The organism is Demequina sp. (genome assembly GCA_024707205.1).
Taxonomy (GTDB): Bacteria; Actinomycetota; Actinomycetes; order Actinomycetales; family Demequinaceae; genus Demequina.
In genome coordinates this window covers 26,837-52,333 of sequence record JANQAD010000001.1, presented here as the reverse complement: position 1 = coordinate 52,333, position 25,497 = coordinate 26,837, and the positions used below count along the sequence as shown (strand labels likewise).

Genomic DNA, 25,497 nt, shown 5'->3' with positions numbered 1-25,497 from the left:
TCGTGACGACCAACTATGACGACCACCTTGCAACTGCAGCGCGCGACGACGGCCTTGGGGAACTGGAAACCTGGTGCGCGCCCGCCGTGCCGCTCGGGCATAACTTCAGCGGACTCGTACACTTGCACGGGTCGATCACACGTCCGCCAGACGAGATGGTGCTTACAGATCGCGACTTTGGCAGGGCGTACTTGACCCAAGCATGGGCGCCGCGGTTCCTCTTGCCCATGTTCGACAGGTATACCGTCCTCTTCATCGGATACGGTCACGACGATCCCGTGATGCGGTACCTCGCATTGGGGCTCCCATCCCACGACGCGAACGGTCGGCCGCGTCGATTCGCGTTCACGAGCGAGCCTGCCGATCCGAAGTGGCAGTACCTGGGTATTACTCCAATCGGATACAGCGCAAGAGGACGCGATCATCGCGACCTGAACGCGGCGCTCGACGCCTGGAGTCTTCGTGCCACGATGGGTCAGACGGAGCACGAGGCCCGCGCGCGCGAGATAGTTGGATCGGGTACGACAATCCAACCCGTTGAGCGCGATTACCTCCTTGGACGGCTGAGGGTTATCGACGGCGTTCGAGACTTTGTCAAAGCTGTGAGCGACCAGGAACCGGCTTCGAAGATCGCCTGGTTACAGTGGCTCGACGATTTCCCCGACTTTCGATCCAACTTTTCGGGAGGCGCAGCGTCAGAGGCTGGCCTGCTTCTAGGAGATTGGTTCTGCGACGAGTTCGTGAGGTCGCCCGAACTCAATGGTGCTGCGTTGCAGACGGTGCAGCGGCTTGGCCAGGTATGGAACCGTGCACTAGTTCGAAGCGCATCCTGGGCGGTGCGAAACCTAGCCAAGGATGATCCGACGGCCGCGGGCCGATGGAAGGCGCTACTTGCCAGTTCGATTTACGGGCACTCTGCGCTCGGCGACTTGGAAAGCTTGCTCCCCTATGAGCCATCGGCAGATGCAGAGGAGCTTCCATTGCTTCGCGCCGCAATGCGTCCGTCTCTGGCGCTGAAGCGTCGCTGGACTCTTACGGGCGAGCCAAGTCCGTTCGACCCTCCAAATGCCGAAGTCGTCTGGGGCAGCGACGAGCACGAACTCACTGCAAATCTGGCAAAGATTCTGGAGGAGCGCCCCAACGGCGAGCCAACACTGGGCGCAGCGCTTGAGGACGCGCTCGACGCTGCGTATGACCTCCAAACCGCTTATCACGGAGATCGGCACTGGGACGCGCTGAGCTTTGGAAGGTCGGCGATTGAGCCTCATGCGCAAGACGATTTCAGAGACCCGATAGACGCCATAGTCGACGCGCTGCGCGACTACGGCGAGAAGGCTCTCTCAAGTAACGCTGGACTCCCCGAACGATGGTGGTCGTTCGACAAGCCGTTGTTCCGTCGCCTGGCTGTGCACTTGGTCGCGTGCGATGACAAGCGCGACGGTGACGCGAAGGTCGAGTGGCTGTTGGCCAGGGAAACTCTCTATGAAACTGATCTGAAGCATGAGGCGTATGGGGTGCTGGCGCAATCGGTCGGCGCCGCTTCGGCTGAGGTGCGACGGCGGCTAGTCGAGACCGCGCTGAGGGGTCCAGAACTGCCGGACGACATCGCCGACAGAGAGCGACATATCGCGTACTCAAAGTACAACTTGCTCGTTTGGCTGGTGACCGCACGTCCCGAGTGGCCCGAAGCGGTCAAGGCCCTCGCAGAGATCCAAGAGGCATACCCCCACTTTGAAGCACGAGATCACCCCGATCTCGACCGTTGGAAGTCTGGAGGGACTTGGGGTGGAGTGCCGCCGATGGAACTCGAGACTTTCGCGCGACTGTTCCGCGACGACCCCTACGGTGCGCTGACGGAATTGATAGGCCGCGAATACTCCGAGCGCAACTTCGGGGAACCGACCTGGCATGATGCACTGCGTCTAGTCACGGACTTCGTGTCTCGGGATCCGGGCTCGGGAGAGGTCTTGTGGGATCTGGTTGAGTCCGCTCCGAGCCTCTCTGGCCGCAGCGAGCACGTGTTCCGAGCCACGATTGATGGTTGGGCGGTAGCCGACGTCGCCGGTCTCGGCCGCAGTCTCGTTGAGCGGGTCGCGAGCCAGACTCGGTTCCCCGAGAGCGCGAGGTCGGTAAGCAGGTTTCTCCTGGCGCAGGTGAAACGGCGAGTGGACTCGGACGAAACTGTCGCGCTCGCGGCCATGCGCGACACCGCGCGCCAGCTTTGGAGAGAACAGGGCCCGGCATTTGACTCGCAGTACGTTGACGATCCAGTATCAACCGCACCGCTTTGGCTCAACTCATGGCCTGGCGACCTGGCGCAGTACTGGATTTCAGAGATTGATCGGCGCTGGCGCAAGCATCGTGGCGACTGGAGCGGGTTGAATTCCGAAGAGCGCGATGCGCTCGAAGCGCTGTTTGCAGGGTCGCGCTCCGTACTTGATGCTGTTGAACCTGCAGCGGCGGCGCATCTGTTCTTCTTGTTCGCGGCGGACGAGGTATTCGCGCGGGCGCGGATCCTTCCGCTGTTTAGTGACGACGCTTCAGCTCGGCTTGCGTGGACCTCGTACTTGTACCATCCGCGCTATGACGATCGGCTTCTTGCCGCAGGGTTCTTGGAGTGTGTCTTGCGCGAGTTCAATCGGCTTGGCGACCTGCGAGAGGATGACCTACGAGCGCAGTTTCTCGGACTTGTCGTAGCTGTGGTGTCGTACGCGGGAATCGCGGAAAAGGATCGCAACTCGTTACTGACGGCGACGGTCACCAGCGGAGGCGGCGCCCACGCGATCGCGTTCGCGGAAGCGGTGGTTCGTTTCGTTTCAGACGAGTCGGTCGACGGCGAACAGCTTTGGAGCCACTGGCTAAGGCGGCACCTCGGGGCGAGGCTCGACGGACGCCCTCGCGAGGCTGAGGGGACAGAACTCGCGCACTGGGCAGACGTGGTGCCATGGATGGGATCTCAGATCCCAGCTGCCGCTGCTTTGTTCGGAAACCGAGGCATCGGCCTCGCGGCGCGCTTTCACGCTCCAGACGTGGACGCTGCGGTACTCGCTGAGCACGGCGCGACCCTAGTCGCTTTCTTCTCTGAGCGATTGCGCAACTCACGTTCCCTGGATCATCTCTCGATGTACGAGATGCGGGAGTTCATCGAAGAGTTGACTGGCGCTCTCGGCGAGACGGTCGTCCAGCCCCTGGTCGACGCTGCAAACGAAGTCGGAATTCTTGGGCGCTAGAGCCGAGCGCTCCGACGTCGGATGTTGTTGAAGGTGAGAAGGAAACTCATCCCGTTGACGAGTTGAGGCTGCACATCTCGAAGTATGGTCGGCGCATTTATACCATGGGATACCGCACTTCAGGGCCGAAGTCGGGGACGATCGCGGCCATCGGTGGGCTCCTTGCCGGATCTTGGTGCTTGCTCGTTCTGCCTCCCCTATGGACTGGCGACATCTGGCTAGACAAGTCCTGGTACATCCCCTATGTCGTCTGGGGTCCTCCAATCGCGTCGGTTGGCTGTCTTGTTCTCTATTTCAGTCTGCCGAAGAGGATCGAAGATCTCCGCGACGAATACGCGAAAAACCCCGAAACCAGCTCGCCTGAGGCGTTCCTCGCAGAACTACGTGGACGCCGCATGGACGCTGGTAGAGCAGCCGGAGTTCACGTTGACCCGCGTGCATTCAACGCCGTCGATGCATCAAAGGTGAATCAGTGGGAGCGTCAGTACCACCAGATTCGCCTCGGTCGAGCGAGCTCGACCGCGACGTCAGAGGAGACCCTCCGAGAGATGGCCGCGAACGATCCCTCTGACGAAGTGCGCGAGGCGGCGCATGCGACCCTTCGACGTTTGGGCAAGTAGTTTCGGGCACCAGCTCCGGGTAGTCGATCTTCGCCCGCTGTTGCAAAGACCTAGTTTGAGGCGAGGAACTTGCCCAGAGGGAGCATGAGGCGGGACTGGACCGAAGGCGCTTGTGAACCGAAGCTCAGCCATGGTTGGTTGGGGCATCGGCGTCCTTCTGCACACCTGGGGCTGCGGGTGCCGTTCGCTGACGACACAACGGTGTTGTCGCGCAAGTCGGTGCGCTTGCGGCAAACTACCGAGCTTATGGCCCGAGCTGCAACGCCGGTGATCGCGATGGAAGTTGCCGGTCGGCCGCGTCCTTGTTTGGCAATCATCGTGCTTTCGCGTTGCACTTCTCGCGACATTGAGCAAAAATACTCAGTGTGTTGAGTAATTCGTCAAGAGGCTTTGAGCGTACCTACGCCGCTCAGCTCGAAGAACGCCTGCGCGAGCCTCGCAGGTTTATCCAGGCGGTGACTGGCCCACGGCAAGTTGGCAAGACAACGCTCGTAACTCAGGCGACTGGGCGGCTCACTGTGCCGGTCCAATTCGCGAGTGCCGATGGAACCTCGCTGGCAACGCCAACGTGGCTAGAGCAGCAGTGGGAGGCCGCGCGCGTAGCTGCGCGCGTTGGCGGTGCGGTGCTCGTGATCGACGAGGTGCAAAAAAGTCCACAACTGGTCCGAGGCGGTGAAGAAGCTGTGGGACGAGGACACTCGCACGGGCACCGACGTCAAGGTTGTAGTGCTGGGTTCCGCTCCGCTCCTCGTGACCAACGGGCTCACTGAGTCTCTGGCAGGGCGCTTCGAGCAGATTCATGTTCCACATTGGTCCTACCCCGAGATGCATGCCGCCTTTGGGTTCGACCTCGACCACTACATCTGCTTCGGTGGCTACCCCGGCGCCGCCACCCTCGCAGATAATCCGCCGCGATGGCAGCGGTATGTGCTCGACTCTCTTATTGAGACAACGATCTCGCGGGATGTGCTCCTCAACAACCGAGTCGACAAACCTGCTCTCCTTCGCAGTGTCTTCAATCTTGCGTGCGAGTACTCAGGCGAACTGTTGAGCTTCTCCAAGATGCTGGGCCAGCTAGTCGACGCGGGCAACACGACGACCCTTGCCCACTATCTGCGGCTGCTCGAGGGTGCGGGTATGGCCACGGGCTTGCAAAAACACTCCGGTTCCGTCGTGCGTTCGCGCGGTTCCATACCCAAGCTTCAGGTGTTCAACACCGCGCTCATGACGGCAATGAGACCGCCCGGGGAGTGGGAAGACTTGAGGCCCGGTGATGGACGCTGGGGAAGATACGTCGAGTCCGCGGTCGGCGCGCACCTCGTCAACGCGGCCGCCGCTGGGCAGTGCCGCGTCGAGTACTGGCGAGAGCGCAACCACGAGGTGGACTATGTGCTGACCGTTCGCGGAAAAGTCACCGCGATCGAAGTCAAGAGTGGCACGCGAGCGGGTAGCCTCCCTGGTATTCAGGAGTTTCTTGACGTCCATGGACCCGCTAGGCCGCTCCTCGTCGGCGGCGGCGGAATCCCAGTGGACGAATTCTTGTCGATACCTGTAAGCGAGTGGGGGGAGTAGTGTCAGGTTTCAACGAAGACACCGTTGAGTACGCCGCCCTGGACTGGCTAGGCGAAGCTGGCTGGGACACCGCCTTCGGCCCCGACATCGAGCCCGACGGCCCCCATCCCGAACGCTCAAGTCTCGGCGAAACCATCCTCACCAAGCGCCTTCGCGAGGCACTGGAGCGCCTCAATCCCCAGTTGCCAGCGTCGGCCCTCGAGGTGGCCCTCACCAAGGTGCTGCGCGTCCCCGGCCCCGACCTCACCACCCGCAACCGCACCATGCATCGCCTGCTCGTGGACGGCGTGGACGTGGAGTACCGCGACGCGAGCGGCGCCATCCGCGGCGCCAAGGCTGCGCTCATCGACTTCGAGAACCCCGCCAACAACCACCTGCTCGCGGTCAACCAATTCACCATCATCGAGGACTCCCACAACCGCCGGCCCGACGTCATCCTGTTCGTCAACGGGCTGCCACTCGCCGTCATCGAGTTCAAGGCGCCCGGCCTCGGCGACGAGTGGGAGCACCACGCCCATAACCAGATCGGCACCTACAAGGAGGAGATCCCGTCCCTCTTCACCGCCAACGCGGCCGTCGTTCTGTCCGACGGCGTGGTCGCCAAGATCGGCAGCCTCACCGCTGGCACGGAGTGGTTCAAGACGTGGCGGACTCCGGGTGGCTCGGTGAACGGGCTCAAGGAGCTGATCGAGGGTGTGCTGACACCCGCCGCGCTGCTGGAGCTGCTCCGCACGTTCACGGTGTTCGAGGACGACGGTGGGGGAGCGCCCGTCAAGAAGCTTGCCGGGTATCACCAGTACTACGCGGTGCAGGAGGCGCTCGCGTCTACCGTGGCCGCGACTGGCGCTGGTGAGTCCGGTGCCGAGCCGGTGCCCGTGCCGGTGATCCCGCTCGAATTCGCCGCTGGTGCGTTCGGCGATGGCCAGACGCTCATCGCAGACGACGTAGAGTGGGCGACCGTTGACTTGGGCCGTTCGGTGGAGCCCGGCATGTTCCTGGCGCGGGTCACTGGGAAGTCGATGGAGCCACGCATCCCCGATGGTTCGCTGTGTCTGTTCCGCGCGCCGGCGACGACGGCACGCGCGAGGGTCGCGACGTGGTGGTGGAGTTGCGTGACTCCGTGGACCCCGAGACGGGCTCTCGGTACACGGTGAAGCGCTACTCCTCCGAGAAAGTGCTGGACGAGAACGGCGGGTGGCGGCATTCGCGCGTGACGCTCACGCCGGCGAACCCGGACTTTGAGCCGATCGTCATCGAGAACGTGGGGGAAGGCGACATCGCTGTGGTCGCCGAGTTCCTCGAGGTCGTGGAGGCGCCCGGCGGTGCCGCCGCACTCAACTCTGAACAGCGTCGGATTGGCGTGGTGTGGCACACGCAAGGCTCCGGCAAGTCCCTCACGATGGCGTTCTACGCGGGTGCCGTGATCCGCGAGCCCGCGATGCGCAACCCCACCATCGTGGTCATCACCGACCGCAACGACTTGGACCAGCAGCTCTTCGGCACCTTCGCGCGGTGCCGTGACCTGTTGCGCCAGGACCCGGTGCAGGCGGGGACGCGTGCTGAGCTGCGGGAGCTGCTGACTCGCGAGTCCGGAGGGGTGGTCTTCACGACCATCCAGAAGTTCTTCCCTGAGGAGAAGGGCGACACCTACCCCGCGCTGAGCGACCGCTCCAACATCGTGGTCATAGCGGACGAGGCGCACCGTAGCCAGTACGACTTCATCGACGGCTTTGCGCGCCACATGCGGGACGCGTTGCCCAACGCGTCGTTCATCGGGTTCACCGGGACGCCCATTGAGAGCACGGACGCGAACACGCGGGCCGTGTTCGGCGAGTACATCAGCGTCTACGACATCGAGCGCGCCGTCGAGGACGGCGCCACCGTGCCGATCTACTACGAATCGCGGCTGGCAGAGCTGAACCTGGACGAGTCCGAGCGTCCCACCATCGACCCCGACTTCGAGGAGGCGACCGAGTCCGAGGAGGAGTCCGGACGCGAGAAGCTCAAGAGCAAGTGGGCGGCGCTCGAGGCCATCGTGGGTTCCGGCAAGCGTCTGGATCTGGTGGCTCGGGACATCGTGGAGCACTTCGAGAACCGCACCGGCGAGGGCGGCGTAGCCGGCAAGGGGATGATCGTGGTGATGTCCCGCCGCATCGCGGTGGAGCTCTACGACCGGATCGTTGCGTTGCGGCCCGAGTGGGCCGACGGGTTCGTCAACGTGGTCATGACCGGCTCCGCTGCGGACGGTCCTGCCTGGCAGAAGCACATTCGCACCAAGCAGCAGCGCGAGGAACTCGCCGTGCGCTTCCGCGATCCAGCCGATCCGTTCCGGCTCGTGATCGTGCGCGACATGTGGCTCACCGGCTTCGATGCACCCTCGCTCCACACGATGTACGTGGACAAGCCCATGCGCGGCCACGGCCTCATGCAGGCCATAGCGCGCGTGAACCGGGTGTTCCGCGACAAGCAGGGCGGCCTGGTCGTCGACTACATCGGCCTTGCCGCCGAACTCAAGAAGGCCCTCGCCACCTACACCGAGAGCGGAGGCAAGGGGCGGCCGACACTGGACCAAGCGTCGGCCATTGCGGTTCTGCAGGAGAAGTACGAGGTGGTCGCCGCCATGTTTGCCGGCGAAGCGAGGCCCGATGCTGTGGTGCCCGCCTACGACTACCGCGCGCGGCTTGCCGGGGGCCAAGGCGACAAGTTGATCGCAGTCACCGAGGGGCTTGAGCACGTGTTGGCGCTGCGAGACGGGAAGGCGCGGTTCACGGCCGCCGTCTCCGACCTCAAGAAAGCGTTCTCGTTGGCGATTCCTTCCGAGTTCGCGCTGTCTGTGCGCGACGAGGTGGGCTACTTCGAACTGCTGTCTTCGAAGTTGACCCAGCGCACGCTCGATCCCGATGTGCGGCCGTTTGATGCCGATGCGGCGATCCGGCAGATCGTCTCGCGCGCGGTGGTGCCTGGAGGAGTGGTGGACATCTTCGCCGCCGCGGGGCTGGAGCGGCCAGAGATCTCGGTGCTCGACGTGCGGTTCCTCGACGAGATTCGCGGCATGCCGCAGCGGAACTTGGCCGTGGAGATGTTGGAGAAGCTGCTGCATGGTGAGATCCGGCGGCATGGTGCGCGGTCTGTCGTGTCCGGGCGGCGCTTCTCCGAGATGCTCGAGTTGTCCCTCATCAAGTACCGCAACCGGTCCATTGAGGCGGCGGCTGTGATCGCTGAACTGATCGGTATCGCGCGCGAGGTGCGCGAGGCCGATGCGCGGGGCGAAGAACTGGGACTCAACGAGGACGAATACGCCTTCTACGAGGCGCTTGACGACCACGCGGGCGTGCGCGAGGTCATGGGGGACGTGCAGTTGGCTGTGATCGCGCGCGAGCTGGTGGAGTCCGTGCGGGGCTCGGTGACGATCGACTGGACCATGCGCGAGGACGTTCGGGCGCGGATGCGGGTTCTAGTGAAGCGGACGCTCAAGAAGTACGGGTACCCACCCGACAAGGCGGACGAGGCGGTGCGGACTGTCATTGCTCAAGCTGAGGCGTCAAGCAGGTTGTGGACGAGCTGAGTCTGGCGTTCGAAACCACCTGTCCGGGTGCCGCTAGAGTGCGGACCGTGGAATGGATTGACTACTCCGTCGACGCGGAGGCACTGGTGCCAGCGCCGATTGACTTCGTGTGGCAATGCATCGCGGATCCGGCCAACATGCCGCAGACGCGACCTGGTGTGTTGATTGCGGTGACGGCTAGCGGCGAGGTAGGGACGGCGCAGCACGCCTTCTTCGTAGAGGTGAAGCATCCCCATACGGGGTTGCACCATCTGTACAAGACGCGCGTGCTCAAGGCGGAACCGCCCTCAACGTGGGCGACGCTCACCGAGACCGCGGGCTACAGCGCCCGTGAGTACTGGATGACGTCCACAGGTGAGTTGCCCGGCACCACGCGAATTGTTGCCCACGCCATGTTCCGCGAGGTTGTGCCAAAGGACAAGGAACGTCGTTTGGGGACGTATCGAAAGGAACGCGCGGCGCACCAACAAGAACACGCGGACCAAGACATCGCCTACTTCGCCACAGCCGTCGCGCGTCTGCACGAGGCTGCGACGAGCTAGGTTCCTGCCAGGTCATCGTGGCTACGTGTGGGCACTGAAGTCGTGTGATTCGTGCCACTCGCTACGAATTGTCAGGCCGGAGGTCCTGCAGGATCCGCGGGAAGTGAGGGACCATAGAACGATGAAGAAGCTCATCGCACCCCTGGCGATCATCGCCACGCTCGCTCTTGCCGGCTGCAGCAGTTCGGATGACCCGACCCAAGCCTCCGGCGAATCCGCGCAGCCCACGGCCACAGCCCCGGCGCAGCAGGAGCAGACCTCCCCTGCAGAGACGGAGCAGGCCGCCCCCGACCTCACAGGCACCTGGAAGCAGACGAACTCCAATAGCGAGACGGACTACCAGCAGGCGACCATCACGGACGACACCATCTCGATCGACTGGGTCTCCGACGATGGGGATACGACCTCGATCTACTGGGTTGGCACTTTCGTTGCTCCGACAGACGCGGCGGACTCCTTTGTCGTGACCTCTGAGCGCGACAAGGAAGCGACCGACACTGCGCTGCTTGCTTCGACTGATGACACCAAGGACTTCACCTTTGAGGACGGGGTGCTGAGCTACAAATTGTCAGCCCTGGGGACCACGATGACGGTCAAGATGGAGAAGCAGTAGTCGGTCGCCCAGAGCACCTTCGGACCTCGTAGGACCGCGGCGCTGTCGCATGGTGGCGCAGCGGTTCGGTGAAGAGTGGGTGGCGACAGTAGGTTTCGCGAACTCGTAGATCTGTTGAGAGTGTACGTTGTCGTCAGGATGTCAAAAACGTACAATATTGACATGAACCAGATCAGTTCAACGCACGCCCGCCAGAAGTGGGCGGAGACCGTCGAGGCCGCGCGCCGTGAGCCGGTCACCGTCACCGATCACGGACGCGAGACCGTGACCATCATGGATGCTGACCTCAGTCGACGCGCGCTGCAGGCGCTTGAGGATGCTGAAGACGCTCGCGCCGCAGACGAGGCGAGGAAGGCCACGCTCGCGGGCGCGCCCACTGTCGCACTCGAAGACCTCGCGCGCGAGCTGGGCATCGAGCTTGACTGATCAGTACGCGGTCGAGATCTCCGAACGCGCCGCACGTGACATCAAGAAACTCGACCGCGTGGCCCAGACCCGCGTGCTGAAGGCGATCGGTCTCCTGCGCAGCCATCCGCGACCCTCGGGCGCCCGAGCGATCACTGGCCGCCACGGATATCTACGCGTGCGCGTGGGGGACTACCGCGTCGTCTACACCGTGGACGAGGGGCGCCTGATCGTGCTCGTTGTTGCTGCGGGGCATAGACGCGAGATCTACCGAGCCCTCCCGTGAGCGCATCCGCGCCGAAGCCGCGCGATCTTCAAGAAGTCCCGCCGTCGCGCGCGAGCCGCAGGCGTGAGCGTCTTCCGCGGGCCGAACTCCGAGCGTCGGTGCACGTACAGTGGTGACCTTGCAGGTCCTGAAGTGAAGGACGTGGCTTGGCGCTAACGAACTCGCCGCACCCCTGAGTTGCCCGCCGCCCTGTCGTAGGCTCGAGAGATGCGGTACGGGTTGGTCACGATTGGGGCGCTGGCGCTTCTCGCCCTCGCAGGCTGCACGCCCGATCCCGGCTTCACAACAAACACCACGCAGGCGCCCGTCACCACCCCCTCAACGTCACCAACCCAACCCAACCCCACCGTCGGGCAACTAGTCGCGGTTCAACTAACAGTCGCCGAAGGCACCAACCCCGGATCAGCGGAAGGCCAGTCCCTCAAGCTCCCGCCAGGCTGGCAGGCCGAGGTCTGGGCCAACGTCCCCGGCGCGCGCCTCGCCGCGTGGGACCCCAGCGGCAGCCTCCTCGTGAGCAGCGGAGGCGACGGCACGGTCACCCGCCTCACCCCAACCGAAGACGGCAAGGCACCAAAGACAGAAGTAGTCCTCGACGGCCTCAACAACCCTCAAGGCCTCGGCTTCGCGCTCAACGGCAAGATCCTCGTCGTGGGCGAGGGCGACAAGATCGTCACCTACGACTACCTGGACGGCACCGTGACCAACCCAACCACCCTCGTCGACAACCTGCCCACTTCCGGCCACGGCTCCAAGGGCATCGCGATCAGCGGCGACGTCGTGTACTACAGCCTCGGCTCGGCCGACAATCGCGACCCCCAGAGCCGCGAACAGACCCCGGCACGCGCCACGATCTGGCAGGTCGGCCTCAACGGAGAGGCCAACAAGGTCGTTGCCACAGGAGTGAGGAACGGCTTCGCACTCGCCATCGCCCCTGATAAAACCCTCTTCGCCGGCGTCAATCAGATGGACAACCAGCCCTACCCCTTCGACGACAGCACCGGCCAGCTCGGCCTCAACGTCCCCGACTACATCAACGAGAACCCCGTCGATCAGGTCACCCGCATCACGCCAGGCATCGACCTTGGCTGGCCGTTCTGCGTCCCCGACACCCGCGAGACGCCTACCAACACCAACGTTCCCTTCGTCAACGACCCCGTCCTCAACCCCACCGGCGACCAGCTCGACTGCGCGAGCCTCCCGCCCACCATGGTCGGCCTGCCCGCGCACAGCGCCCCGCTCGGCCTGAGCTTCACCGCCGGCACCCCACTCGAAGCCACCCTCGGCAGCGGCGCCCTCGTCGGCTCGCACGGCTCGTGGAACCGCGAACCTCCGCGCGAGCCCAACGTCGCCTTCCTGCCTTGGGACGACGCCACACAGACCTTGGGCGTGCCCGTCCCCTTGGTCATGGGCTTCCTGTCCGACGCTGGCGAGCGTTGGGGCCGCGCCGTTGACCCGGTCCCTGGTCCAGACGGCTCGCTGTACCTCACGGACGACGCGGCGGGGCTGGTGTATCGGCTCACGCCGGGCGAGTGAACTTCGCCACTTCCGCCTACGAAATTGCGCTCAAAGGCGAAGGGAATACTGCCTGTGCCGTTAGCGTCGGGGCAGTTCGACCGCAGGGGATCGAACAATCACCATGGAGGATCGCGTGAGCGAGCACAGCGCGCGCCGTCCGCCCGCCCGTTTACCAGCACCGGGATGGCTACCCGACCCCAGTGTGGTCGGTGCCACCAGGTACTGGGATGGGCGGCAGTGGACGGACCAGACGAGAGGAATCAACATGCTGACCGACGCGGATGAGGTGCGTATCAGGAGAGCCGTGACCAAGGGAATGATCTACGCGTTTCTCATCTGGATCGGGCTCGGCGTCGCAGCGGCGTTGGCGTTCGCGTTGGTGTCCATGCTCATCGGCTCAGCAGTCTTCAGTGGGCTAAGCGGGAGCATGTAGAACACAGCGGAACCTTCTCCGATCGCGTCGCAGTGACCAGGGAGCGGTCGCCGGCGCTTCCGCTCGCCATGCCTCCTTCGACGTCAACGCCAAGCGGCCGACGAGACCTTTGGGTCTGCTAGGTCATCGTCTGCAAGGCGGAGACTCTCGAGGAACACGAGCAGTGCGAGCGTCTCCAAGGAAGGCGCCGATTCAGGGGGCTGGTTGTCCACTGGGTCTCTCATCTTGGTTCACCTCCCTGCGAAGTCCGGTGCTGCAGACTCCACCGTAGCGGCCGACGATGGCTGGCTATCGGACGTGTCGATGGTGACGTCGGCCCGCGCCACGGGCGGCTGGCCTCGTGAAACGTGACGCGTCTGCCGATTGACAATGCGCCAAGAAGGGAGCGGTACGTGGACATCGGGCTCTTGACGTTTGTCTGCGTAGCCCTGCTTGTGCTCGCTGTCCGCGCCACCATTCGCGCGGCCCGACGTTGGGGTTGGGAAGGCAGCAGAGGCCGGGTTTGGTGGGCGGCCATTCTGATCGCGTCCACGCTCGTTGCCCTCTACTTCGAGGTGGGCCACGACCGCCAGCAGGTACTCGCCACACAAGCGATGCACGCCGTCACCGACAACCCCAACGCCCGCGCCGATTGTCGCCGTGTCTCGGAATCATTTCTCAGCCTCGGCGAATACGACGGCTACGTGAAGCAAGACAACTCCGACGTCGCCGCTATCGCGAATCACTCGTGCAGGGCGCTCGCCTCATACGCATCGAGCAACAAGGATCATCCATCATTGGCGCAGATTGCCGCCGTTCACCTCATTGCCCACGAGACCGAGCACACAGAGGGCTATTGGTCAGAGGCGGAGGCCGAGTGCCGAGCGGTCCAGCTCAACTACCTGGTAGCGGAGGAACTCGGCGCCACCGAGAAGCAGGCGCGGGCCCTGCAGCGCGCCTACTTCATCCAGATCTATCCCACCCTTAGGGAGGACTACATATCGGGCGAGTGCCGCGAGGGCGGCGCGCTCGACATCTTCCCCGAACGCTCCGAGTTCCCGTAGTCGCTACTCCGCGAGCGCGAACAGCCCTATCGGCTTCGTGGAGCGGACCCAGAAGTCGACGTCCGAATTCGGGCGGTCCGTGCCGCCCGCAACGTCCACTACTGGTGAATCCAGCGGACGCGTAGATGACCTAGGCGAGGAGGTCAATTGTGTACGCAAAGTACGCAAGGTACGCTGAGGGTATGGACTCCCTCGACTCACAGGTCGCCGCACGGGTGCTCCGCGAAGAACTCTCCAAGGTGATCAACCGCGTGGCGTTTGGCCGCGAGCGCATCGGCGTCACCCGGCATGGGAAGGTCGCCGCGGTACTCGTGAGCGTCGAGGACTTTGAGTTGCTTGATGCCTTTGAGATGGCGCGGGACGTCGCCGATTACGACGCCGCCAAAGCCGCCGACGACGGCACACGAGTGTCGCTCGCCGAGCTTGAGCGCGAACTCTTGTAACGCGTGTACGACGTCCAGTTCACTCGCGCAGCCTCGCGTGAGCTTAGGAAGCTTCCGGCCGCCGTTCGCAAGCGCGTGATCGTGGCGATCAGGTCGCTGTCACAGGAGCCACGACCGGCGACCAGCACCAAGCTCGTGAACCGGGCCACCGCCTGGCGCATCCGAGTCGGGGACTACCGCGTGATCTACGACATCTTCGACGAGGTGCTGGTGGTGTCAGTGATCCGCGTCGCCCACCGACGCGAGGTGTACCGGCCATGACGAAGAAACCCTCCGCGGTCATCGTCGACGTTGACGGCACCCTCGCTCTCGTCCACGACCGCAGCCCGTACTCACACCTCGGCGTACTCAAGGACAAACCAAACCAGCCGGTGATTGCCGTGGCCCGCGCCCTCGCCGCGCAAGGCAACACCTTGGTGATTGTCTCTGGCCGCAGCGAACTCGCACGCGAAGACACCGAGCGGTGGCTCGATCGCCATCTGGGCGTCGAATACGACGGGCCGTTCATGCGCGCCGACCGCGATGGCCGCAAGGACGCGACGATCAAGCGCGAGATCTATGACAGAGACATCAAGCCCAACTACGACGTGTTGTGCGTCCTCGATGACCGCGATCAGGTGGTCGAGATGTGGCGGTCACTTGGGCTCACTTGCCTGCAAGTGGCGCGCGGTGACTTCTAGGGCCACCGGCTCTACCCAACCCCACCGTCGGGCCTAGAAACCGCCGTCTGCTAAACTTGAAGCATCAAGGGCCCGGTAAAGGCCCTGGATACGTCGCAGATTGCTTCTTTCTCGCCGGCGCTCCCCACCGCAACTCAGCACCGGGCAGGGCGCAGGCTCGCAGATTCTTCTCTTCGGCGAACGGACGCGGACACCTTCGCGATTCGCCACCAGCGCTCCTACGCGCAACGATGCCTCGAAAGGCTCACCTCACCATGACTACCTTCGCCGAAATCGGCGTGCCCACGGCTCTCACGGACGTCCTCGACGCCGAGGGCAAGCGCGCCGCCTTCCCCATTCAGGAGCAGACGCTCCCCGACACGCTCGCCGGCCGCGACGTGCTTGGCCGCGGCAAGACCGGTTCCGGCAAGACGCTCGCCTTCGCCCTGCCGATCGCCGCAAGGCTCGGAAACAAGCAAGGCAGGGCAAAGCCGGGTCGCCCCCGCGCCCTCGTCCTGGCCCCCACGCGAGAGCTCGCCACCCAGATCGACGCCGTCATCGCGCCGCTCGCCAAGGCCTACGGCCTCACGACCACCACCATCTACGGCGGCGTGAGCCAGCAGCGCCAGGAGCAGGCCATGCGCCGCGGCGTCGACATCGTCGTCGCGTGCCCCGGCCGCCTCGAGGACCTCATGCGTCAGGGCGTGGTCCACCTGGACGCCGTCCAGATCACCGTGCTCGACGAGGCCGACCACATGGCCGACCTCGGCTTCCTCCCGGGCGTCACCCGCATCATGGCCGCCACCCCCAAGCAGGGTCAGCGCCTCCTGTTCAGCGCCACGCTCGACAACGGCGTTGGCAAGCTCGTTGATCGCTTCCTGACCGACCCCGTCAAGCACGAGGTGGACAGCGCGGACAGCCACGTAGACGCCATGACGCACCACGTCTTCCACGTGCCCGACGCTGGGGCCAAGAAGGACCTCGTCCGCGCCTTGGCCTCTGGTACCGGTCGCCGGGTGCTGTTCACCCGCACCAAGCACCAGGCCAAGAAGCTCGCGCTGCAGCTCACGAGCGACGGCATCCCCGCGGTGGACCTGCACGGAAACCTGTCCCAGGCGGCGCGTGACCGCAACCTCGCCACGTTCGCGCAAGGTGGCGCCAAGGTCCTGGTCGCCACCGATGTTGCTGCCCGTGGCGTGCACGTCGACGGCATCGAGCTCGTGGTCCACGTTGACCCGCCCATGGAGCACAAGGCGTACCTGCACCGCTCCGGCCGCACGGCGCGCGCGGGTTCCTCCGGCGACGTCGTGACGGTGGTGCTCCCCGAGCAGCGCCGCGACACCGACCAGCTGCTGCGCAAGGCCAATATCCAGGTGCGGCCGCAGTCGGTCTCCTCGGTATCGGCCCCGGTCAAGGACCTCGTCGGCGACGTAGCGCCCTACGTGAAGCCCACCCCCAAGGCGGAGTCGCGCCCCACGCAGCACCGGAACGCGCCGCGAAACCCCAACGCTCGCAACCCGCAGCAGCGCAACTCCGGCCAGCAGCCCGGAGGCCGCCGTCGCCGTAACGGACAGGGGCGTCCCGCGCGCTAACGTGGAGGGGTGACCAACCCAGCCCCAGCGTCGGACGAAGTCTTTGTTCTTCACGGCGGGCGCCGCCCCAGACTGCGCAACCGCGCCATCATCCTGGTGATCATTGCCGGCATCGCCGTGGCGGTGTTCATCAACGCGGTGCAGCAGGCGAAGGGCGATACCAACGGCTCCGTTGGCCACCTCGTGGTCCCGGCGGCGACCGCCCTAGCGTGCCTCGGCGTGTTCGTGGTGACGATCAACCAGTGGTGGGAGGCCGTCACCTACCTCGAGGTGGGCGGCGACAGGCTGGGCGTGCGCCACGGCACGGGCGGCGGACACGGCAAGTCCACGTGGTTCGAGCAGGGCGCCCCCATCGTCATCACGGCCGAGGGCGTCGGCTCCACCCAGGGCCTGTTCGCCCAACAGGGCGAGGCGCGCATCCGCCTCGCGGACGCCGAGGCCGTGCCCCCGCTCCAGCTCGCTCATCTCGAGGGCTGGATCCGCGGCCACGGCTTCAAGGTGGAGCGCCACTAGCGACTGGCGTCGAGGGCGCTCCCGATCACCTTCGCCGGGTTGCCGCCCACAATCGCGCCCGCGGGAACGTCCTTGGTGACCACCGACCCGGCGCCTACGATCGCACCCTCGCCAATCGTCACGCCCGGGCACACGACCACCGATCCGCCGAGCCACGCGCGATCCTCAATCCGGATCGGCAGGCCCAACTCCCAGCCCTCCGCTCGAACAGCGGGGTCCAGCGGGTGGTTTGGAGTGAAGAGCCTCGCGTGCGGTCCGATCAACACGTTGTCGCCGATCCACACCCGCCCCGACCCGATCGCCTCGAAGTCCGCGTTGATGAACGTGTGGTCGCCGATGTGAATGCGCTCGCGGTACTCGAACATGAGCGGCGGACGGAAGAAGAACTCCCCGCTCCCGCCGATGAGTTCGGCCACCGCGCGCACGGCTGCAGCGGGGTCGTCCCAGTACCGCTCGTTGATCTCCCGCAGCGGTCCAAGCGTCTCGTCTTGCAGGCTCAGGAGCTCGAATCCGTCGAGCACGTTGAACCACTCGTCCGCGCGCATGCGCTCGAGGTTGCTGCGGTGATCCTTTGTCGGTCGCTCGCGCTTGCGTTCTTGCCATGTCATGGCACCCAGCATGCCCGACGCTGACTCACCCAAGTGGGGACCTTTGGGTTAGCGTCGGTGCCGTGACGCTATTTGTGCTGACGGGGCTTCCCGGCTCCGGGAAGTCCACCCACGCCGCTGCTCTGGCCGCGAGCACCGGCGCGCTCCACGTCGCGATGGACGACGAGGTGGTGGCGCGGGGCTTGAGCCTCGTGGACTACGAGGCCCGGTTCGCGCTGCAGCCCCAGGTCGAGGCGCGCATCGGCACGCTCCTCTCAGAGGGCCACGACGTCATCGCCGAGTTCGGGTCTTGGACCCGAGAGGAACGGGACAGGCTGCGCGAACTTGCCTCAGCGTCGGACGCGCGGACTGAACTGCACTTCGTTGACGCGCCGGTGGCAGTCTGCGCGGCGCGCGTGCGCGCACGCGGCGGGCTCGGCGCCGAGGAGCTCGCCCGTGACGTGGTGGAGGGCTCTTCGCACCTCTACGAGCGGCCAACGGCCGCCGAGGCGGCGGCGTACGACGCGTTCGTCGTCACAGATACATCGGCGTGAGCGCCTCAAACTCAGCGACGGAGGCATCCGCGAGGCACGCCTCGATGATCTCCCGGCCGAGCGGCGTTAGGTCCGGCGTGAGGAACTGGGTCAGCTCGCTGCGGAAGAACCCGCTGAGGATCGCGCACCCGGCGTCGTAGGCCTCCTCCCCAACCCAGGACTGCATCTCCGGCCGCAGGAGCGTGCGGCGCACCGGCTGGCCATCGAGGGTGATCTCGCGCGGCGAGTAGCCGAACAGGGCGCAGCGCGCGGGCTCCAGCTGATCGGCGCGCATGCGGCCTCCGCCCTTACGGGCGAGCCATTCGCGCGTGATCCACTCGGCGGAGAAGCCCACGTTGTACGCGCCGATGTGCTGGTTGGGCGTCAGCACGAACCGCGTGTGCGGGAAGCTGAGGATCTGGTCCAGCAGGAGGTTCGCGGCGGCCACCTTGGTGCCGGTCGAGAACGGCCAGTAGGAGCCGACGCCCTCGGCAACCATCCCCCCGTGCTCGAGCCGCGCCACGGCGTCTGCCGACTCGCCGATCGACGGGTTCTTGTCTCCGCGGGGCGCGATGAGCCGCCACAGCCACGCGATCGACGGCGGCACAAAGTGCGCGAGCCCCATGATCCCGTAGGTGGGGTTGTCCCTGGTACAAGCGGGCATGCGGACGCCGAACGTGCGGACGTCAACGGGCTCCGGTGCGGCGAGGACCCCGGGTAGTTCCGTGCGGGGGATGACGACCCGCGGGTTGGGGCAGGCCCGCCCGGTGGAGTCGAGCGTGTGCTCCCAGGGGAGCGCTGTCGCGTCCGGCACCCCCTCGATGGAGAAGAACACGAGCTTGCGCGAGGGGTGGATGATCGCGCGCTCGAGGTCGACGTTCTCCCCGTACTCCTTGAGGTTGTCCACGCGCACGAACCAGCCGGCCTCGGCGTCGGCGACCACCATGCGGCCGTCGCCGGTCTGGATGGAGGGGTGGCACAGCGTCATGTCGTCGGTGACGGGGGAGAGCTCGCTGGCCTCGGAGAGCGTGATGAAGTACGGCTCGTCGGTGATGACGTTGGTGCCAAGCAGGATGCGGCCGTCGTCCTCGCGCTTCATGTCCTGGCACATCTCGGACTTGCCGCCGCCGGAGGCGCCCTCGTGCATGATCACTGTGTCGTTGTCGTAGGGGGTGGTCACGCGAACCGACGACGCGTGCGCCGTGATCCACCCCTCCTGCTCGCCGATGTCGAGCAGCACGGAGAAGACGCCCTTCTTCGCCGATGGTCCCGGGTAGAGGTTGTACGCGAACACCTCGTGGAGCGTGTCGGAGCGGTCGTGGACCACCACCTGCTTGCCGTCGAAGTGGGTGTGCCGGAACGGGGGAGCGGCGTACAGGATCGCCCGGGGGGTGAAGGCTCCCAGCTCGTCGAACGTCACCCAGCCCTGGAGATCAACGAGCGCGAGCGCGAAGAAGGCCGCGTTAGCAGGCACGATGGCGATACTCGGGGACCCGTACACGGGACCGCCCGCCTTGAATGGCACCACCACGAGCGGTTGCGTGGCGAGCCAGTCGAGAGTTTCCTGACGCACGGGCGCGAACTCGCCCCCGAACCTGTCCGCCCACCGCGTCTTGTCCGTTGGCCGCTCGTCGGCGATCACCATGCACCGAGGGTCGCGCCGCCGCATGTAGTCCTCGAGGTAGTTGACCGCTAGCCCGTTCCGGCAGCGCGTCACGGTGGCCTCGGCAACCTGACGCCCTGCGACGTCGTACGTCACCTCGAAACTGGGCCCGCCGTCGGGCCCGAGAGCGAGCGCGTAGAGCGCGTCCCGCGAATCCGGGATGACCACGGACGGCGCGGCCTCGAGTGCGGCGCGCACCTCCGGCGCGAGTATGACGTCTTCGAGCATGGTTCCCCTCCTGGTTGTTACTGAAACATTGTGGACCCTTGGTGCAGAGTTTGCCTGCCCGACGGGGTGGCTGGCGCCACGTAGGTCCGCTCTCGCGTGTTGGACTTGCCACGCGTTCGAACGTGTGTTCGAATCGAGAGGTGAGGTGGGAGGCGCAGGAGCTCGAGGCGACGGACGCTGCCGCGCTACCCGGGCTCGCGAAGCTCCATGGACTGGTGCGGTCCGTCACCACTCCCGAGTTCGCCGGGATCACCTTCCACGAGGTGATGTCCAAGAGCGCCCTCAACAAGGTTCCTGCCGGCGGGCCGATGCCCTTCACGTGGACCGTGAACCCGTATCGCGGCTGCTCGCACGCGTGCGTGTACTGCTTCGCCCGACCGTCCCATCAATACCTCGACCTTGATTCCGGCCGCGACTTCGACACCCAGGTGATCGTCAAGATCAACGTCGCGGAGCAGCTGCGGCGCGAGCTTGCTCGCCCAACATGGGCGGGGGAGCCCGTGGCCCTCGGCACCAACACCGATCCCTATCAGCGCGCGGAGGGTCGCTATCGCCTCATGCCGGGCATCATCTCCGCGCTCGCGGATTCGGGAACGCCCTTCTCTATCCTCACCAAGGGCACGCTGCTTCGCCGCGACCTCCCGCTCCTGACCGACGCTGCCTCGAGTGTCCCCGTGTCGCTCGCCATGTCGATTGCCGTGTTCGATGACGAGCTGCAGGACGCGGTGGAGCCGGGCACGCCCACGGCGACGGCACGGCTCGCGACCGTGTCCGCCGCGGCAGAGGCGGGGTTTGAGGTGGCCGTGTTCATGATGCCCGTGCTGCCATTCCTCACCGACTCCGTAGAGCAGCTTGATGCGGCGCTCGCGCGGATCCGTGCGGCCGGAGCCACGTCGGTGACGTACTCCGCGCTCCACCTGCGCCCCGGCGTGAAGGAGTGGTTCGCGCAGTGGCTGCACCGCTACCGGCCCCAGCTCGTGCCCAAGTACCGCGCGCTCTATCGAGACGGCGCCTACGCGCCCAAGTCGTACAGGCGCGCGCTCGCCGAGCGCATCAAGCCGCTCATCGCCGCGCACGGACTGGCGCGCACCGAGGTCATGGAGGGCACCGGCTCGCCAGCGGTCGAACGTGCGAATGCAAGAGACGCGAATGGCGAGTGGCGCGCTCGCCCTGCCATAGCGTCGGGCCTGCTTGAGGGCGTAACGCTGTTCTAGGAGCACCGATAACATGGCCGCAACGAAGGAGGGGGCGTGGGGCTGTTGGCAGTGGCGGTGGTTGGCCTTATCGCGATCGCGTTCGCCACGCTCGCGGGGCCGCGCCTTGGGATCGCAGCGCCGCTGCTGCTGGTGCTCCTTGGAGTTCTCGCGAGCCTCATTCCCGGGATGCACGCCGTCGCCGTGGAACCCGAGGTGATCCTCGCCGGAATCCTGCCGCCGCTGCTCTATGCGGCGGCGGTGTCGATCCCCGCGACGGACTTCCGCCGCGAAGTCCGGTCCATCACCGGGCTCTCGATCGCTCTCGTGATCATCTCCACCGTGGCGTTGGGATACCTCTTCCACTGGGTGATACCAGGGCTGGCGCTGCCGTGGGCGTTCGCGCTCGGGGCGATCGTGAGTCCAACTGACGCGGTCGCAACGGGAACCATCCGCAGGCTCGGCATCAATCCCCGTGTGGTGACCCTCCTCGAGGGCGAGTCGATGCTCAATGACGCGGTGGCGCTGGTGCTATTGCGGGCCGCGATCGCAGCTGCGGCCGCGGCGGTCACGGTGTGGGGCGTGACCGTTGACCTCGTCTACTCGATGGGCATCGCGGTCGCGATCGGCTGGGGCGTCGGGTGGCTCAACCTCCGCGTTCGCGCGAAGATCTCGGACCCGGTTGTCACCACGGTCGTCTCCTTCACGGTGCCGTTCGTCGCGTCGATCCCGGCGGAGCTGGTGCATTCGTCTGGGCTGGTGGCCGCCGTTGTGGCCGGCCTCGTGACGGGGCAGGGCGCCGCTCGGGCCCTCGCCCCGCAGCAGCGGATCTCCGACCGCACCACGTGGAAGGCGATCGAACTCGTGCTCGAGGGATCGGTGTTTCTCATCATGGGGCTCGAACTCGTGGGCGTCATCACGGAGGTGCGCGATAAGCACGAGGGCGTCTCTAGGGCGCTGTGGATCGCCGCGCTTGCGATCGCCGCGGGCCTCATTGTCCGCGTGGCCTTCGTGGCGCCGATGGTGTGGCAGATCCATCGTCGCGCGCTCAAGGCCCAGAGGATCCAGCCCAAACTCGAGAAATTCCGCGAACGCGTGGAGACCGCCCCGCAACCGCGGCGATTCCGCAGCCACGCCGATCCTGGGGGTTCGGCATGCGCAACCCGTCGCGGGAGCAGATGCGGCAGCGGCTCACTCGCCTAGACGCGGATCTCTCACACATGATCGAGCAGCCGCTCGGTTGGCGGGAGGGGACGATCATCGTTTGGGCCGGCATGCGCGGCGTGGTGACGATTGCCGCCGCCCAGACGCTCCCGCATACGGCGCCGTTGCGTGCGCTGCTGGTGCTTATCGCGTTCCTGGTCGCCGTGGCGTCCCTGCTCCTGCAGGGCGGCACCGTGGGCCCCGTGATGCGCTGGGTTGCGCCCGCTCCGGGGCCAACCCAAGAGGAGATCGACGCGGAGCGGCTCCAGCTCGCCGAGGTGCTGCGCGAGGCCACGGCCGACCTCCGCGCGGACCTCGAGTCCGCGCGCACAGACCGGGTCGTCGCCGGGCTCACGCTGGTGAAGGTGAGCAGGGAGGCGCTGCTGGACATCCGCGACCTGGGCACCTTCAGCGCCGCGGCGATCGAAGACCAGCTGCGCCGGCTGGATGCCGACCAGATGCGCCTGGAGCTCTAGCCGGCCACGGCGTCGGGCCTACGGCACCGGGCTTACGGCACGTTCGCGCCACCGTTGACGTTGATGACCTCGCCAACGACGAAGCTCGACTCCGGGGAGGCGAGGAACACGTAGGCGGGCGCCTGCTCCACGGGTTGAGAGGTGCGGCCGAGCCACGACGAGGACCCGAACCCCTCGAGCTTCTCCGGCGGCTGGCCGTCCGTCACCTGGAGCGGGGTCCACACGGGTCCCGGAGCAACCGCGTTGACGCGAATCCCGCGCGGCGCCAGGTCCTGGGCGAGCGCCTTGGTGAAGCCGTTGATCCCGAACTTGGTGGTCGCGTAGTTGATGATCATCGGCGACGGGTTGTAACCCTGGACGGACGTCGAGTTGATGATCGTCGAGCCCGGGCCGAGGTGGGGGAGCGCGTCACGCGTGATCCAGAACAACGCGTACAGATTGGTGCGGATGGTCTGGTCGAGGTTCTCTTCGTCCAGCTCGTCAAAGGTCTGGTGATACACCTGGTAAGCAGCGTTATTCACCAGGATGTCGAGGCCGCCGAGCCCCTCAACCGCCTCCGCGACGAGCCGCCTGCAGAACTCCCGGTCCGTGATGTCGCCGGGAATCTGCACGGCCGTGCGGCCCTCCGCCCTGACCACCTCCGCGACGGCATCCGCATCCTCCGCCTCCGCCGGCAGGTACGTCATGGCGACGTCGGCGCCCTCGCGCGCGAAGGCGATCGCCACCGCCGCGCCGATGCCGGAGTCCGCCCCCGTAATCAGCGCCTTGCGCCCCACGAGCCGCCCGGTGCCGCGGTACGTGGTCTCCCCGTGGTCCGCCCGGGGCGAGAGCCCCGCGTCGAGGCCGGGGAAGGGCTGCCACTGCGCGTGGGGCACGAGGTGCGCGTGGCGCTCCACGGGGTTGTCGAAGGTGAGCTGATCGGGTGACATCGTCGTCTCCTGCCGGGGGTGGGGAACAACTGCGCGCATCGACCGGTTGCCGTCAGAGCGAGTCGGGTCGTGCCCGATAACGTTATCGAAAAGCCTCCGGAGGTGCCACATGAGCCCCAAAGAATGGTCGGACAAGGGCGAGACCAAGGGGAGCTGACCGCTCACTGGCGGTAGCGTCGGCCCTGTGGCAGATGACTTCACGCCCACCGCCCAGGTGATCCTCGCCAACGAGCGCACCCTGCTGGCCTGGATCCGCACGTCGCTCGCGCTGGTCGCCACCGGCGTGGCGCTCGAGGCATTCGACGTGCCCATTCCCGACGTGTGGCGGCGCATCGCTGCGACCATCTTCATTGTGCTCGGGATCGCCGCGGCGATTCAGGCGTGGGTGGGCTGGCGGGCAACGGACGCGGCGACGCGCGCGGGCGAGCAGGTTCCACCGCCGGCGCTGCGGGCCGTCCTCGTTGGCGGCGTGATCGCCGCGATCGTCGTCGTTGGCGTTGGGCTGCTGGTCGGCACGTGAACCCCGAAGCGTCCGCCCGCGAACTCACCGTTCTCGCGTGGCGCCGCACGGCTCTTCACTGGGTGGTGGTCGCCGTGGTTGGCGCTCGCCTCTTCTCCGAGGTGCTCGGCTGGGTGGCCGTCGCCGTGGCGCTGCTCGTCATCATGGTGGCCGTTGCGCTGAGCATTCACACGGCCCGCGAGTTCGGCGGCAGCGGGCCCGACGCCGTGAACAGTCCCGTACCGCGGCTCGCCACGGCGAGTGGCCTGGCGGCGCTGCTTGGGCTCGTCGCGCTGTGGTGGCTGTGGGCAGGGTAACGATTGGGCAAAGTTCCTTGGCCCGCGAGTGGGGCACTGCTAGGTTCGTCCTTGGCCACACGGCCAAGAATTACGCGAAAGGAGCAAAACGGACATGTTGAATGACGATTTCATCGCCACTGTCGCTGTCGTTTCGCCCCTCGCTACCGCCGGAGTAGCTGGGGCCTAACGCCCGCACTCCGGCCGCTCATGCGGCCCTCGCCTTTGGCGCGCCACGCGCCACGGCACTCACACGTCAATCCGCGCCCTGAAGGGCGTGCACGCATCCCCTCGAACAGCGAGGGGAGGTGAGAGGACCATGTATACCAACGACCCCGTGTCGCTGCTGTCGCTGCACCACGTGGAGCACGCGCGCCTGGTACGCGACGCCACCCGAGCGTCTTCCAGGCCCGCGCGTTCGCTGCGAGGCCGTGCCAGCAACGCGTACTACTCGGCGGTGCGCCGCGCCTACCTTCGGGCGCGCGCGTCGCACCTGCGTTCCGTTGAGATCGCGGCGAGCCGTGTCACCCCTTCAGCGGGTGGCACGGCTCGTGCCGTGTCCCGGCCGTCTCGCCGGCGGGCCATGTCAGACCCCAGTGAGACGCTTTCGGAGTCCCCAAAAACCCACAATCGGAGCACGTCATGACCGTCTATGACACCGATGGCCTTCTCATCGTCCACGCGGTGGAGAACGCCGACCACGTGCGCGCTGCGCAGGGCCGCCTTCACGGCCACCACCCCGTCCACTTGAGCGTCATCGAGTCCTGGCGGCGCGTCGAAGCGCCGCATGTACATCCACCACGTTCGGCGCCGCCGCCCGTGAGACACGGGATTGTTGCCCGACGCTACGTCTAGCCAG

At 65.9% G+C, this 25,497-nt stretch carries 26 protein-coding genes and 1 pseudogene; 24 read left to right on the top strand and 3 right to left on the bottom strand.

Going from position 1 to position 25,497, the window contains the following annotated elements; all coding sequences use genetic code 11:
- Positions 1 to 2: 2 nt before the first annotated feature.
- The 17 genes and pseudogenes from NVV57_00275 to NVV57_00195 all read left to right on the top strand — a co-directional run bounded on the left by NVV57_00275 (position 3) and on the right by NVV57_00195 (position 17,031).
- Positions 3 to 3,230, top strand: a complete 3,228-nt coding sequence (locus NVV57_00275) for an SIR2 family protein (protein MCR6711200.1) — start codon at positions 3 to 5, stop codon at positions 3,228 to 3,230.
- 1,280 nt (positions 3,231 to 4,510) lie between these two features.
- A pseudogene (locus NVV57_00270) lies at positions 4,511 to 4,666 on the top strand (hypothetical protein).
- Between the two features lie 321 nt (positions 4,667 to 4,987).
- Entirely contained in the window at positions 4,988 to 5,422 is a 435-nt protein-coding gene (locus NVV57_00265) for a DUF4143 domain-containing protein (protein ID MCR6711199.1), read from the top strand.
- Positions 5,422 to 6,576 (top strand): type I restriction endonuclease, encoded by a 1,155-nt coding sequence (locus NVV57_00260; protein ID MCR6711198.1) that lies wholly within the window; start codon positions 5,422 to 5,424, stop codon positions 6,574 to 6,576. The genes NVV57_00265 and NVV57_00260 overlap by 1 nt, the downstream gene beginning before the upstream one ends.
- Positions 6,471 to 8,987, top strand: a complete 2,517-nt coding sequence (locus NVV57_00255; GenBank protein ID MCR6711197.1) for a type I restriction endonuclease subunit R — start codon at positions 6,471 to 6,473, stop codon at positions 8,985 to 8,987. The genes NVV57_00260 and NVV57_00255 overlap by 106 nt, the downstream gene beginning before the upstream one ends.
- A gap of 47 nt (positions 8,988 to 9,034) precedes the next feature.
- Complete coding sequence (locus NVV57_00250) at positions 9,035 to 9,529, top strand: SRPBCC family protein (GenBank protein MCR6711196.1); 495 nt, start codon at positions 9,035 to 9,037, stop codon at positions 9,527 to 9,529.
- Between the two features lie 121 nt (positions 9,530 to 9,650).
- Positions 9,651 to 10,142 carry a hypothetical protein gene (locus NVV57_00245; GenBank protein ID MCR6711195.1) on the top strand — a complete coding sequence of 164 codons (492 nt, stop codon included), beginning with the start codon at positions 9,651 to 9,653 and terminating at the stop codon, positions 10,140 to 10,142.
- Between the two features lie 162 nt (positions 10,143 to 10,304).
- Positions 10,305 to 10,568: a type II toxin-antitoxin system prevent-host-death family antitoxin gene (locus tag NVV57_00240; GenBank protein MCR6711194.1), complete on the top strand. Its 264-nt coding sequence runs from the start codon at positions 10,305 to 10,307 to the stop codon at positions 10,566 to 10,568.
- The gene (locus NVV57_00235) at positions 10,561 to 10,833 is read left to right on the top strand and encodes a type II toxin-antitoxin system RelE/ParE family toxin (GenBank protein ID MCR6711193.1); all 273 of its coding nucleotides are present in this window, start codon (positions 10,561 to 10,563) and stop codon (positions 10,831 to 10,833) included. Before NVV57_00240 ends, NVV57_00235 begins: the two co-directional genes overlap by 8 nt.
- Before the next feature lie 207 nt (positions 10,834 to 11,040).
- Positions 11,041 to 12,366 carry a hypothetical protein gene (locus NVV57_00230; protein ID MCR6711192.1) on the top strand — a complete coding sequence of 442 codons (1,326 nt, stop codon included), beginning with the start codon at positions 11,041 to 11,043 and terminating at the stop codon, positions 12,364 to 12,366.
- A 115-nt stretch (positions 12,367 to 12,481) separates the two neighbouring features.
- Positions 12,482 to 12,781, top strand: a complete 300-nt coding sequence (locus tag NVV57_00225) for a DUF2510 domain-containing protein (protein ID MCR6711191.1) — start codon at positions 12,482 to 12,484, stop codon at positions 12,779 to 12,781.
- Positions 12,782 to 13,173: 392 nt separating this feature from the next.
- Positions 13,174 to 13,824 (top strand): hypothetical protein, encoded by a 651-nt coding sequence (locus NVV57_00220; protein ID MCR6711190.1) that lies wholly within the window; start codon positions 13,174 to 13,176, stop codon positions 13,822 to 13,824.
- Positions 13,825 to 14,006: 182 nt separating this feature from the next.
- Positions 14,007 to 14,267, top strand: a complete 261-nt coding sequence (locus tag NVV57_00215; GenBank protein MCR6711189.1) for a type II toxin-antitoxin system Phd/YefM family antitoxin — start codon at positions 14,007 to 14,009, stop codon at positions 14,265 to 14,267.
- Positions 14,268 to 14,270: 3 nt separating this feature from the next.
- Positions 14,271 to 14,528, top strand: a complete 258-nt coding sequence (locus NVV57_00210) for a type II toxin-antitoxin system RelE/ParE family toxin (GenBank protein MCR6711188.1) — start codon at positions 14,271 to 14,273, stop codon at positions 14,526 to 14,528.
- Positions 14,525 to 14,947 carry a polynucleotide kinase gene (locus tag NVV57_00205; protein MCR6711187.1) on the top strand — a complete coding sequence of 141 codons (423 nt, stop codon included), beginning with the start codon at positions 14,525 to 14,527 and terminating at the stop codon, positions 14,945 to 14,947. Before NVV57_00210 ends, NVV57_00205 begins: the two co-directional genes overlap by 4 nt.
- A 254-nt stretch (positions 14,948 to 15,201) precedes the next feature.
- Positions 15,202 to 16,518, top strand: a complete 1,317-nt coding sequence (locus NVV57_00200) for a DEAD/DEAH box helicase (GenBank protein ID MCR6711186.1) — start codon at positions 15,202 to 15,204, stop codon at positions 16,516 to 16,518.
- Positions 16,519 to 16,527: 9 nt separating this feature from the next.
- Complete coding sequence (locus tag NVV57_00195) at positions 16,528 to 17,031, top strand: hypothetical protein (GenBank protein MCR6711185.1); 504 nt, start codon at positions 16,528 to 16,530, stop codon at positions 17,029 to 17,031.
- Here the strand turns inward: NVV57_00195 and NVV57_00190 are convergent.
- Positions 17,028 to 17,396: a hypothetical protein gene (locus NVV57_00190; protein MCR6711184.1), complete on the bottom strand. Its 369-nt coding sequence runs from the start codon at positions 17,394 to 17,396 to the stop codon at positions 17,028 to 17,030. The genes NVV57_00195 and NVV57_00190 overlap by 4 nt on opposite strands.
- Positions 17,397 to 17,701: 305 nt before the next feature.
- Between NVV57_00190 and NVV57_00185 the strand changes: the two genes are divergently transcribed.
- The gene (locus tag NVV57_00185) at positions 17,702 to 18,172 is read left to right on the top strand and encodes an ATP-binding protein (GenBank protein MCR6711183.1); all 471 of its coding nucleotides are present in this window, start codon (positions 17,702 to 17,704) and stop codon (positions 18,170 to 18,172) included.
- On the opposite strand, the gene NVV57_00180 is transcribed toward NVV57_00185, so the two are convergent.
- On the bottom strand, positions 18,153 to 20,042 hold the full coding sequence (locus NVV57_00180; protein ID MCR6711182.1) for a DUF4914 family protein: 1,890 nt from the start codon (positions 20,040 to 20,042) through the stop codon (positions 18,153 to 18,155). The two genes, NVV57_00185 and NVV57_00180, sit on opposite strands and share 20 nt — an antisense overlap.
- A gap of 140 nt (positions 20,043 to 20,182) precedes the next feature.
- Between NVV57_00180 and NVV57_00175 the strand changes: the two genes are divergently transcribed.
- Genes NVV57_00175 through NVV57_00165 form a run of 3 tightly spaced genes read left to right on the top strand, consistent with a single transcriptional unit; the run spans position 20,183 to position 22,914 of the window.
- On the top strand, positions 20,183 to 21,256 hold the full coding sequence (locus NVV57_00175; protein ID MCR6711181.1) for an Rv2578c family radical SAM protein: 1,074 nt from the start codon (positions 20,183 to 20,185) through the stop codon (positions 21,254 to 21,256).
- 36 nt (positions 21,257 to 21,292) lie between these two features.
- The gene (locus NVV57_00170; GenBank protein MCR6711180.1) at positions 21,293 to 22,438 is read left to right on the top strand and encodes a cation:proton antiporter; all 1,146 of its coding nucleotides are present in this window, start codon (positions 21,293 to 21,295) and stop codon (positions 22,436 to 22,438) included.
- Positions 22,390 to 22,914, top strand: coding sequence for a cation:proton antiporter (locus tag NVV57_00165; GenBank protein ID MCR6711179.1), 525 nt, complete (start codon positions 22,390 to 22,392; stop codon positions 22,912 to 22,914). Before NVV57_00170 ends, NVV57_00165 begins: the two co-directional genes overlap by 49 nt.
- Before the next feature lie 32 nt (positions 22,915 to 22,946).
- On the opposite strand, the gene NVV57_00160 is transcribed toward NVV57_00165, so the two are convergent.
- Positions 22,947 to 23,843, bottom strand: a complete 897-nt coding sequence (locus tag NVV57_00160) for an SDR family oxidoreductase (protein MCR6711178.1) — start codon at positions 23,841 to 23,843, stop codon at positions 22,947 to 22,949.
- A 184-nt stretch (positions 23,844 to 24,027) separates the two neighbouring features.
- Between NVV57_00160 and NVV57_00155 the strand changes: the two genes are divergently transcribed.
- From NVV57_00155 to NVV57_00145, 3 genes are all read left to right on the top strand, one after another.
- Entirely contained in the window at positions 24,028 to 24,363 is a 336-nt protein-coding gene (locus tag NVV57_00155; GenBank protein ID MCR6711177.1) for a DUF202 domain-containing protein, read from the top strand.
- Positions 24,360 to 24,659, top strand: a complete 300-nt coding sequence (locus NVV57_00150) for a hypothetical protein (protein ID MCR6711176.1) — start codon at positions 24,360 to 24,362, stop codon at positions 24,657 to 24,659. The genes NVV57_00155 and NVV57_00150 overlap by 4 nt, the downstream gene beginning before the upstream one ends.
- A gap of 621 nt (positions 24,660 to 25,280) precedes the next feature.
- Positions 25,281 to 25,493, top strand: coding sequence for a hypothetical protein (locus tag NVV57_00145; GenBank protein ID MCR6711175.1), 213 nt, complete (start codon positions 25,281 to 25,283; stop codon positions 25,491 to 25,493).
- Positions 25,494 to 25,497 lie beyond the last annotated feature (4 nt).